10 protein-coding genes are annotated in these 10330 nt (G+C 39.3%); 2 read left to right on the top strand and 8 right to left on the bottom strand.

Annotation, left to right across the window (positions count from 1 at the left end; translation table 11 throughout):
• Positions 1-452 precede the first annotated feature (452 nt).
• Positions 453-1061: a DsbA family protein gene (locus FTU80_RS14720; protein WP_180085850.1), complete on the top strand. Its 609-nt coding sequence runs from the start codon at positions 453-455 to the stop codon at positions 1059-1061.
• Positions 1062-1146: 85 nt separating this feature from the next.
• On the opposite strand, the gene FTU80_RS14715 is transcribed toward FTU80_RS14720, so the two are convergent.
• From FTU80_RS14715 to FTU80_RS14705, 3 genes are read right to left on the bottom strand one after another with little or no spacing between them, the layout of a single operon-like run.
• Entirely contained in the window at positions 1147-2067 is a 921-nt protein-coding gene (locus tag FTU80_RS14715; protein ID WP_180085856.1) for a hypothetical protein, read from the bottom strand.
• 41 nt (positions 2068-2108) lie between these two features.
• Positions 2109-3239 carry a toxic anion resistance protein gene (locus tag FTU80_RS14710; RefSeq protein ID WP_111885756.1) on the bottom strand — a complete coding sequence of 377 codons (1131 nt, stop codon included), beginning with the start codon at positions 3237-3239 and terminating at the stop codon, positions 2109-2111.
• Between the two features lie 16 nt (positions 3240-3255).
• On the bottom strand, positions 3256-4047 hold the full coding sequence (locus tag FTU80_RS14705) for a tellurium resistance protein (protein WP_180085848.1): 792 nt from the start codon (positions 4045-4047) through the stop codon (positions 3256-3258).
• Positions 4048-4374: 327 nt separating this feature from the next.
• On the opposite strand from FTU80_RS14705, the gene FTU80_RS14700 reads away from it, so the two are divergent.
• On the top strand, positions 4375-4863 hold the full coding sequence (locus FTU80_RS14700) for a TIGR00645 family protein (RefSeq protein WP_078189122.1): 489 nt from the start codon (positions 4375-4377) through the stop codon (positions 4861-4863).
• Between the two features lie 60 nt (positions 4864-4923).
• On the opposite strand, the gene FTU80_RS14695 is transcribed toward FTU80_RS14700, so the two are convergent.
• The 5 genes from FTU80_RS14695 to FTU80_RS14675 all read right to left on the bottom strand — a co-directional run bounded on the left by FTU80_RS14695 (position 4924) and on the right by FTU80_RS14675 (position 10154).
• On the bottom strand, positions 4924-5628 hold the full coding sequence (locus tag FTU80_RS14695) for a Crp/Fnr family transcriptional regulator (protein ID WP_180085846.1): 705 nt from the start codon (positions 5626-5628) through the stop codon (positions 4924-4926).
• Between the two features lie 117 nt (positions 5629-5745).
• Positions 5746-6708, bottom strand: coding sequence for a TauD/TfdA family dioxygenase (locus FTU80_RS14690; RefSeq protein ID WP_180085844.1), 963 nt, complete (start codon positions 6706-6708; stop codon positions 5746-5748).
• 246 nt (positions 6709-6954) lie between these two features.
• A complete protein-coding gene (gene rnk, locus FTU80_RS14685; RefSeq protein ID WP_078192900.1) occupies positions 6955-7359 on the bottom strand; it encodes a nucleoside diphosphate kinase regulator in 405 nt (134 codons plus the stop codon).
• Between the two features lie 161 nt (positions 7360-7520).
• On the bottom strand, positions 7521-8774 hold the full coding sequence (gene glyA / locus FTU80_RS14680; protein ID WP_180035998.1) for a serine hydroxymethyltransferase: 1254 nt from the start codon (positions 8772-8774) through the stop codon (positions 7521-7523).
• Between the two features lie 156 nt (positions 8775-8930).
• On the bottom strand, positions 8931-10154 hold the full coding sequence (locus tag FTU80_RS14675; protein WP_180085842.1) for an alpha/beta fold hydrolase: 1224 nt from the start codon (positions 10152-10154) through the stop codon (positions 8931-8933).
• Positions 10155-10330: the final 176 nt, after the last annotated feature.

Genomic DNA, 10330 nt, shown 5'->3' with positions numbered 1-10330 from the left:
AGTATTTTGATCTAACATTGCTAACGTCTCCAGAGGAGTAAATTTATTTGATGAGAGAATGATAGAACAAACCATTAAATAGGTGAAACGGTTTGTTTTTATAAAATTAATCGGTTTTACAAATCAAGTGATTAAATTTCTTTCTAAATCATAAATATATGGACGTATATTAACATTAAAATGAATTATTTCGCACACATATATCGTGATAAATTCCTCATTTTTTTCTTTTTTATTGAAATTACACCAACTCTATACAAGACCCAACGCACGACCTGATCAATTACAAAATCTTTATAAAGCTTTAAGTTTCATTTCAGCAAGTCGGCTTTAAATCAAAGGAAATATCAGATGATTTGACTGCTTATGAGTTCTATCAATAAAGCCGAAATCAATCCCTTGTATCAATCAGCCATCGATCTACAAGTATAAAATCAACAGTGAGCAGAATAATGAAAATTGAATTTGTCTTTGATATTGTTTATCCCATGAGTTATGTCGCATTTCAAAAGTTAAAACAAAACTGGAATGAACATACAGCAACCCGTGTAGAGCTATTGCCGATTCAACGCGTTCCTGAAATTCCTGAACAAGGCTTAGATGTGCTGCAGTATTTAACCAATAAGTATGGCGCAAGTGCAGCAAAGCGAAAACTCGAAATGACAAAATTTGCCGCTTATAGCGAAGATGTGATTGTCAATATTGAGTACATGAAACGTATGCCAAACAGTCAACTGGCTCATCAAGCTATATTGGCCTTGGACAATATTCTGGATCAATATGCCCTGACTCAAGCCCTATTCCATGCATTATTTGCACACGGTCAAAATATTGCTGAAATTCACGTTTTAAAAAGCATTATTGAAGGCATTGGTTTAGATGGCTCGAAAGTACTGCGCTCAATTCAACATAAAGATATTGCAGACCGCCAGCATGAAATTACACAGTATGTAAAATCAAAGGGACAGCACCCGATTCCTTTTTACCTTGTGGATGGTGAAGTGAATGATCAGACTTTTTCTACACAGGAACTTCGACAACTTTTTCATCGCGCAAGTTAATCTACCCAAGATCAAAAATCCCCATACAATGTGATGGGGATTTTTATTCTGAGCAATGCAATGATCTAAAAAGAAAATAGGCCTATTAATGAAGTCCCTGCTCAATTCGATTAATCCGTGATTTGAACTGCTGAGAAAGCAGATACAAAATTAAGCTCAAAACCAGCGTGAGTACTATCACGGTCATCAACAGCCAACGTACAACAACTTCTACTACATTGGCTTGCTGAACTTGTTTTTCCACGCTTTGCGCCATCGGTGTCATGGTTTTATCAAATAGCTGATTTTGCATCGCCCAGAGCTGTTCAGGCTGAAAACCGTATTCACGGAATTTTGCTGGATTTTGTTGCTCGGTATTGATTAAGGATTGCACCAAAGGAATTGCTGGCGCACGATCTACAGGCTTATGCATCAAAGCAGCTTGTGCAAGTAAATAGGCTTGCACGGGTTTTGCCAATTGTGCATCTTCCATTTCGAAAGCCAGCTGGCTTTCCTGAATATTTTTTTCATAATATACCAATTTTTGATCTGCTGCACGGTCATCATGATTAAGGTCATATTGCACATAAGTTAAGCCTGACCAAAGCACAATAAACGATAAAATCCAGCCGACAAATTTCAATACAAAAGATTGGAAGCGAATTCTAAAAAATTGAAATTTCTTTAGAAATCCAACCAAGAAAAATGCGCCAATAAATGAAACGATGAGTTTGAGAAATAACCAACCAATAAAGGATAAAAAATTTGAAAAATAGTCGGAGGACTCACCGAGTTGATATGCCAAATCACCTGCACTAATGGGTATATGCAATTGCTGTACGCTAGAGCTTAGGCCAAAAAAGCTATAGACCATATCATGCTGAATAAACAGCATCACAGCCGAAACGATCAGCACAGAAACACTGGTTAAAGTCAATAACGTCAAATTGCGTTGACGCTTCTTAATGGTTTGAAGCCCTGTTTCCAGTTGCTGCGGATTTAGCGCATATTCATCAATGGGAGGCAAAGACATACTCCTTCAGATTATATTTTCACCTCCCTCACAGCTTATGAAGAAGGGTTTGAACCACTCGATTCAATCACCAGATGATTCAAATTGTTTTGTAAGGCACGAATACGTGTCGTCGCTTCTTCACGCTTTTGTACACCTTCTTTCTGAATTTGAATCACATCATTAACGGTTTTAATGAGGGTATTTTGCACATGTTCAAGTGTTTCGATATCAATCACTGAACGCTGATTGGCTTTCGCTGTATCGACAGAGTTTTGATGCAATAAATCTGCATTGCGTTTTAATAGGTCATTGGTCGCATCATCAATGCTATTTGCCAATTGCACGCTGTTCTTTTGTTCTTGCAATGAAATCGCCAAACTAATTTGGTTTTTCCATGCCGGTAAGGTGATATTTTTAATAGCATAAAATTTATCAACCAACATCAAATTATTGGATTGAATAATGCGAATCATCGGCAAGGTCTGCATAGCAGATTGTTGCAAGATCTGTAGATCACTCACACGTTTTTCAAGATTATTTGCCAAATGATTGAGGTCATAGATTTTTTGCGTAGTGGTTTGATCTTGAACTTGAGTGGTTAAGCTTGCAATTTCCTGTTGGATTTCCTGCTCTTTCAACTTACCTGCGGCGATATACACCCCTAATTGTTTATATTCGTCTTGTACGCCTTCAAACATTTTATCTAAGGTATTTACACGCGCTTTTAAGCCATTTTGCGAAGTTTCAATTTCTTTGACCAACGCATCAATTTGCTCTTTGGTGGTATTAAAGTGCTGATCAAAACTTTGCTTGGCACCTTTAAATTTACTCAGTAAACCACCAAAAAATCCTGAGCTTTTAGATTTATTTAAAATGCTCGTGGTGTTTAGTTGCTGTGCGACTTGTACCACCTGATTGAGCTTTTGACCTGTCGCATCTAGATCTTTATTTTGCACCAAATTTAATAATTCATCGGTATAGGTCGACGTCTTGGTGGCAATGTTTTTACCATATTCAGCAACACTATTATGACTTAAATCTGCCAATTCCTTACGTGCAGCTTCGACTTCGTGAAAATCGGAAGTTTGTAAGCCAATTTCCTGCAAATTGAGTTGCTGAAATTTTTCTTCAGTCAACTCTTTGCTTACTTCAACGGGTAAATTTTTGGCATCTAAATCGGTCATAACTCACCTTATATTTCTAAGACTTAGAGGAATTCTCTAATGATTTTTTTAAAGTTTTAATCAAATTTTCACGGCTATTATCAAGCTTTTCCAATGAACTTGTCGAGTTACTTTGAAGACTTTGTTTCACATGATATTGCCATGCTGGAATCAACACCTGCTGAGCTTCCTTATATCGATCTAATAATCCAAAAGAAAGCTGCTGAGAAAGCTGCATTTGCGTAATTGCAATATCATTACTGGCTTGTAAGGTTTGCAACGTATTCACCTTTTTCGATAAACGTTCTGCAAAGTTGTCAAGCGGATGCTGATTTTTCACAAACTGTGGGTATTCCACCAAGAACTCTTCAGCCGCGACGATATAGCGCGCCATTTGCTCACGTAAGCCTTGCAATTGATTAAAACGTGCTTGGGACTTTTGAATTTCTAACTGTAACTTTTGGCTCAGATGATTTGCCCGATCAAGTAATTGATCTAGATTTTTGTAATATTCAACTTGTCCTGAACCATATTCCAAATCGATGCCTAACCATTTTTGCAGGGCATTAAATTTGCGTGTTTTTAAATATTTTTTTGAATTGGCTAGAGCTTGAATCAACTGTTCAATAGTTTGACTAAGTTGTTTCGTCAATTGAGGGTCAACACCGTCTAGCAGCACCGACTGTGCTTGAATTAATTGATCTGCATAATGATTTAGACGATATTGATCGGTCAGTAATGGCACAAGGTCATTCCGCTTAATCGAAAGCACTTCCGCCCGATCTACCGTAATATCCTTTAACGGCACCAATACATCAATTTGTGACATAGCCAATTAAACTCAATAAAATCATTTTTATACTACAAGTTTTGCCATAAAAGTCTTGTAGTATTTTGCAAAAAATATATCTATTTCATCGGTCAAATTTCGTCATTAAATTCAACCGTTGCCTATAGATCCGCCTAAGCAGCCATACGGCATCATTTCAATGGGTATGATGACCTACACAGATGAATTCAAGCTTAAGATACCCAAAGGTTCAATCTAGATTTAAATTAAACAACTGACTCTACATGAATTATTATCAAAATTATCGTAAAATTTAATTCATATACTTTAGAACCAAATATTAGATCAATAATTTTAGAGGCTTAAATGGAACGTTTTTTCCATAACACAATGTATGCTGCACGTTGGATTCTGGCTCCCGTGTACTTTGGTTTATCCTTTGCACTGCTACTGCTCGCGATTAAATTTTTCCAAGAAGTCATTCATGTCCTTCCGCATATTTTAGAATATTCAGAAGCTGACCTGATTTTAGTCATCCTCTCTTTGGTCGATATGACTATGGTGGGCGGACTGATTGTAATGGTGATGTTTTCAGGCTATGAAAACTTTGTTTCGCAATTAAAAATTAATGAATCGACCAATCGCTTGAACTGGCTCGGCACCATGGATGCCAATTCATTAAAACTCAAAGTTGCAGCATCAATCGTGGCAATTTCTTCGATTCATTTATTGCGTATTTTTATGGATGCGAAAAACATCCCCAATGACAAAATCATGTGGTACATCATCATGCATTTAACCTTTGTTTTTTCTGCTTTTATGATGGGATATTTGGATAAAATCAGTAAGCACTAATCTAGGTAAGGTTAATGAAGCCATTTGCGATAATGGCTTCTCGTCAAATTTTAAATCTAGTTATTCATCTAGTTCACTCATTTGCCTTAAACGCCCAAGATTCAAGATCACGATTTGTCCATAATTCCACGCGATCACCTGTGTTTGAACAAATTGCTGTAGATGTTTATTCAAGGTTTGGCGTGAAATATTAAAAGACTCTGCAAATTCCTGCTGACTGAGTCTCAAAGGAATTTCCTGCCGACAGCCATATTGTTCATAGAGTCGAATCAAATGTCTTGCGATACGCTGCTCTAGCGTTGCTGTTCTCAAATAACGATTATGCTCAAACATCAAATACATGCGTCGACTGAGAGATTGCACGACATTCCAAAGCGCCTGTGGATCGCGCTGTAAAACCGCTGAAAACGTTGTTCCAGAAATGATTGCCACCTCGACGTGTGTCGCAGCAAAATAATCATAATTCAAAGGCTTTTGTTGTAAGAGTGCGACAAAATTAAATACCGACTGACGACGAATATAGTCATTGACAATCAATTCACCATTGTTTTGCAACCAACCAATTTGTAGCGTACCTGAAAGCAAAATATAAATATCTTGCACGATTTGTTGTTGTTTTAAGATGTGCTTCTGTGCATGAAAACGTGAATATTTCACCTGTTGCACAAGCTGTTCTAAAGTCTGATCGCTAAAGCCCTGAAAGATGTCTTCATTACGCAAAATTTGCAACAAATGTTGTTGGGCGGTGTTCTTTTGATCGCTCACGTCTATAAAAAAATGCCTAAGATCTCATCGATCTTAGGCAAGTGCTGAAAAATGTAAAACCATTGTTTTTCGCATTATTTATCTATTTTTATGCTGTTTTAAATGACGCTCTCATACTTAAGATGCTTTCTCATAAATACGGCCTGCTTCAGAACGCAAGTTTGAAATGTCGGTGTTTTGAATATTTTTCAGTACGGTACTCGGCTGACCATTTACATCGACAGGCACATCGCCCTCAATGGTGACACGTGAGGCGATACGCAGCGCGTCACCATAGTCATTGATGGCACGGTGCTGCGTCGCACGATTGTCCCAAATCGCAACATCACCTACCGCCCAGCGCCAACGCACAACATTTTCCCATTGCACGATTTGCTCTTGAAACAGTTCAAATAAACGATGTGACTGTGCCGGACTATATCCACTGAAGCGTTTAAAGAAGTGCCCCAAAACCAAACTTTTCTCACCTGTTTCAGGATGTACACGCACCAAAGGATGCTCAGTTTCCACTTCTACCGCGGTTCGGAATAAATGGCGACCTTTTTCATTGTACTGACCTTTCGGCGCCGCATAGTCATAACTGTTGCTATGCACCGCGCGTAATTGTTCCGCCAACTTTTGCAGCTCAGGACTTAAATCTTCATAAGCGGTCACGGTATTGGCCCAAACCGTATCGCCACCATGTTCAGGTGCAACTACATTTCTTAAAATTGTGGCTTTAGGATAATTGGGCAAAAACGTAATATCGGTATGCCACGAATCTGCGCGCCCACCACGTGAGTCAATTGACAAAGTATGTGCTGTACCATCTTTGAGTGGCACACTTGGGTGATTCAACGGATTTCCTAAAAGTCGTGCAAAGGCTTCTTGTTCTAGATCTGTGAGATCTTGCTGTCCACGCACAAATACAACTTTATATTTTAATAGTGCATGATTAAATTCATCGACCACGCTTTTGTCTAAATTTCCAGACAATTGAATGCCAGAAATTTCGGCACCAATACGACCGGTTACAGGTTTTACTTCAATATGCTGATATTGATAGTCTGGATTGTAATGATTCGATTCTAATTGTGTCATAGGGCTCTACCTTATTCTTCAAATTATTAAGCAACGATGGTGTTGTTGAAATAAAGTGTGCCGACTTCGTGCCCATGACTCTGTCAATTATTTGACAGTTTTCCCAAGTTAAACTGCTATGGTTGTAATGAAATCTGCTTAACAACATTTGCCGATTTCATATCTAAAAATGCGATATCGAAAAATAAAAAAGCCATCGGTATCGATGGCTTTGTGTGCGGATTTTATCTGTATATCACAGCGGAATTATAGATAATTCCCTTCACGCTCAGGTTGATAGAGCACTTTAATGATTTTGACTTTCATGGTATGACCATCAGGCTGCGGCCATTCTATTTCCTGCCCTTCAGCCAAACCTAAAATGGCAGCGCCCACTGGAGCCAAAACATTGACTTGACCTTTATCGCCACGAAAATCATGTGGATAGACCAGTGTAATTTCGGTTGCTTCTGTCGCAGGTGCAATGTTAATGAGAACTTTGGCATTCATACTCACCACATTGGCAGGGACATCTTGTGGAGCAACCACTTCAGCGCGCGCCATCTCATCTTCCAAATGTTCCATCGTCGGCGTCAACTTAGACTGATGCTCCAACATGGTTTCTAAGCGATGTAAATCTTGTTCTGAAAGAATAATATTGGGTTTTTTCATATAAAGTTCCTTTGCGACCTTGCCAACAGATCTATAGCGATGGGCAAATTTTTTGTTATCTCTTATTCCGTTATATCAGAAATATAAATGTTTAGATAACTTTTGAATTTTTCTGATGACATAAAAAAAAGCCCCCTTGAGGGGGCTTTCTCAAGTCAGACTTATTTTGCGTAAACTGGGAATTTAGCGCAAACAGCAGCAACTTTTTCTTTCACTGTAGCAATCACAGCTTCGTCACCTTTGCTGTCTAGAACGTCAGCGATCCAGCCTGCAAGGTCACGTACTTCAGCTTCGCCAAAACCACGCGTTGTTACAGCAGGAGTACCGATACGGATACCAGAAGTCACGAATGGAGAACGTGGATCGTTTGGTACTGAGTTTTTGTTCACAGTAATGTGAGCAGCACCTAACCAAGCATCGGCATCTTTACCAGTAATGTCTTGTTTAATTAAAGATAATAAGAACAAATGGTTCTTAGTACCGCCAGAAACAACATCATAACCACGTTCGATTAGAACTTCAGCCATTGCTTGCGCATTCTTAACAACTTGTTGTTGGTAAGCTTTATATTCAGGCGCCATTGCTTCTTTGAAGCAGATCGCTTTAGCCGCTACAGCGTGAACTAAAGGACCACCTTGGTTACCTGGGAATACAGCTGATTGTAATTTTTTCTCGATTTCTTCGTTTGCTTTCGCAAGGATTAAACCAGAACGTGGACCACGAAGTGTTTTATGTGTAGTCGTTGTAGTTACGTCAGCAATTTGTACTGGGCTTGGGTAAACACCAGCAGCAACAAGACCAGCTACGTGAGCCATATCTACGAATAAGTAAGCACCAACTTTGTCCGCGATATCTCGGAAACGTTGCCAATCAACAACTTGGCTATACGCAGAGAAACCAGCCACGATCATTTTTGGCTTGTGTTCTTCAGCTAAACGTTCAACTTCTTCATAGTCGATTTCGCCAGTTTCTGGGTTCAAACCGTATTGAATTGCGTTGTAAGTTTTACCAGAGAAGCTAACTTTAGCACCGTGAGTCAAGTGACCACCGTGAGCCAAGCTCATACCTAAAACTGTATCGCCTGGGTTAAGTAGCGCAAGGTAAACTGCAGAGTTTGCTTGTGAACCAGCGTGTGGTTGAACGTTTGCATAATCAGCACCAAACAATTCTTTAGCACGGTCAATGGCCAATTGTTCGATCACGTCTACATACTCGCAACCGCCATAGTAGCGTTTGCCAGGGTAGCCTTCTGCATATTTGTTAGTAAGTTTTGAACCTTGAGCTTCCATTACTGCAGGTGAACAGTAGTTTTCTGAAGCGATTAACTCAATGTGCGCTTCTTGGCGAGCATCTTCATTCGAGATCGCTTGAGCTAATTCAGGGTCAAATTGAGCAATAGAGGTGTTGGCAAACATTAGCGAGGTCCTATTAAATTAGGGCTTTTAAGCCGTGCTAAGATTGGCGCGTATTGTAGCATGAAGTTTTAGAAATGAGAGAGGGAAGTTTGTGCTGTTTTTAAATAAATAATGCCCATGTTGAATCTGCACGAGCATTATTTAAGTCAAATCAACTTATTGATTTGGCATGAGAGTCTCTACATCTTGCACAAAATTTGCCAGATTATCGGTATAAATAGTAAGATGATCCGCTGTCGCTTGCTCACGATAGTCAATCGATGTTCCCGGCTTAGCAAGGCTAATCATAAATTTAGTCGCATCTGCTGGAATGGTCTGATCGGCTTTACCTTGATAAATGATGATCGGCGTTTTCACCGCTGTCGTTAAAGGCTGTGAACCTTCACTCATAAAGTTTTGGATTGGCTTTAAAGTTAAGAAATCAGACTGCGTGCGGCCATAGTTATCCAAAGTCGTGTTCTGACTCGCATAACTAAGCATGTCATCTTGAATTAACTTGGTTAACTCGCCTGAACACACTGTTTCAGCCTGAGGTGCAATCGCAGCCAGATGTCCACTAAATACTTTTGAATATTCCACACTGTTTTTATGCCCTTGCATACCCGCAATGATCTGCGCAGTAAAACTGTCTAAAGGTGCATAAATCATACTTTGCACGGTTGCAGGTTTACCTACAGCTAACTTCTCGCCTGCGTCAAGAATGAGCGCAAGATTATTTGCAGGTGCTATGGCAATCGTTCCCTTATAATTTAAGTCAGCACGCGATGCGAATTCAGCTGCACCTAATACGGCTTGACCACCTTGAGAATGTCCGATCGAAAGCCAATCCTTCGACACCGTTTTACCTTGACTGGTTAAGTAACTTCGAACTGCGACAACGGCATCGGTAATCGAAAAGGCTTCACTTTTTAGATTCAGATAAGGATGGTTTTCACGTCCACTAGGTTCCCCTAATCCTTCATAATCGGGTGCCACAACGACATAACCCTTTGCCAATAACATTTGCAATAAATATTCAGTGCCTTGCAAACCTTGTCGGCTCGGAGCGCATTTATCAGCCACACCGGTCGTTCCATGTGCCCAAGCCACAATTTTCCAACCACCTGCCGGAGCAACTGTTTTTGGGGTAAAGACTAAGGCTGTGGCTTGAACAATTTTGCCATCTACTCCTAGCATTTTATAGGTCATCAATCGGCTGTCTGCACTCACAGCAGGCATATTGTCTTGACTATAGGCTGTTGTAGTTACCACCGGATTTTTGATCTGATTGAGATCAGCATTTGTTTCAGGATTACTAAATTGTTGGTCATTACTATCATTACCGCAGGCTGCTAAAAATAGCATACTGCTGACTAAAACCGTTAAACGCAGCATTTTCATTCCATGATCCTTTTGTTTGTTGTTTTAAAGTCAATTTTTCATTGAATATGAATCATTAAATACATGGAACAAACTTTTGTACAAGCCTAATTTTTAAGCAACTACTCTTATTTTAATTGATCAAATTAATATAGAACTAAAACTTTGTTTTAGCTCGATATGGATTAACAACATTC

This window comes from Acinetobacter sp. YH12145, from assembly GCF_013418335.1.
Classification (GTDB): domain Bacteria; phylum Pseudomonadota; class Gammaproteobacteria; order Pseudomonadales; family Moraxellaceae; genus Acinetobacter; species Acinetobacter amyesii.
The sequence above is the reverse complement of the archived record's forward strand: the minus strand, read 5'-3'. Positions and strand labels throughout refer to the sequence as shown.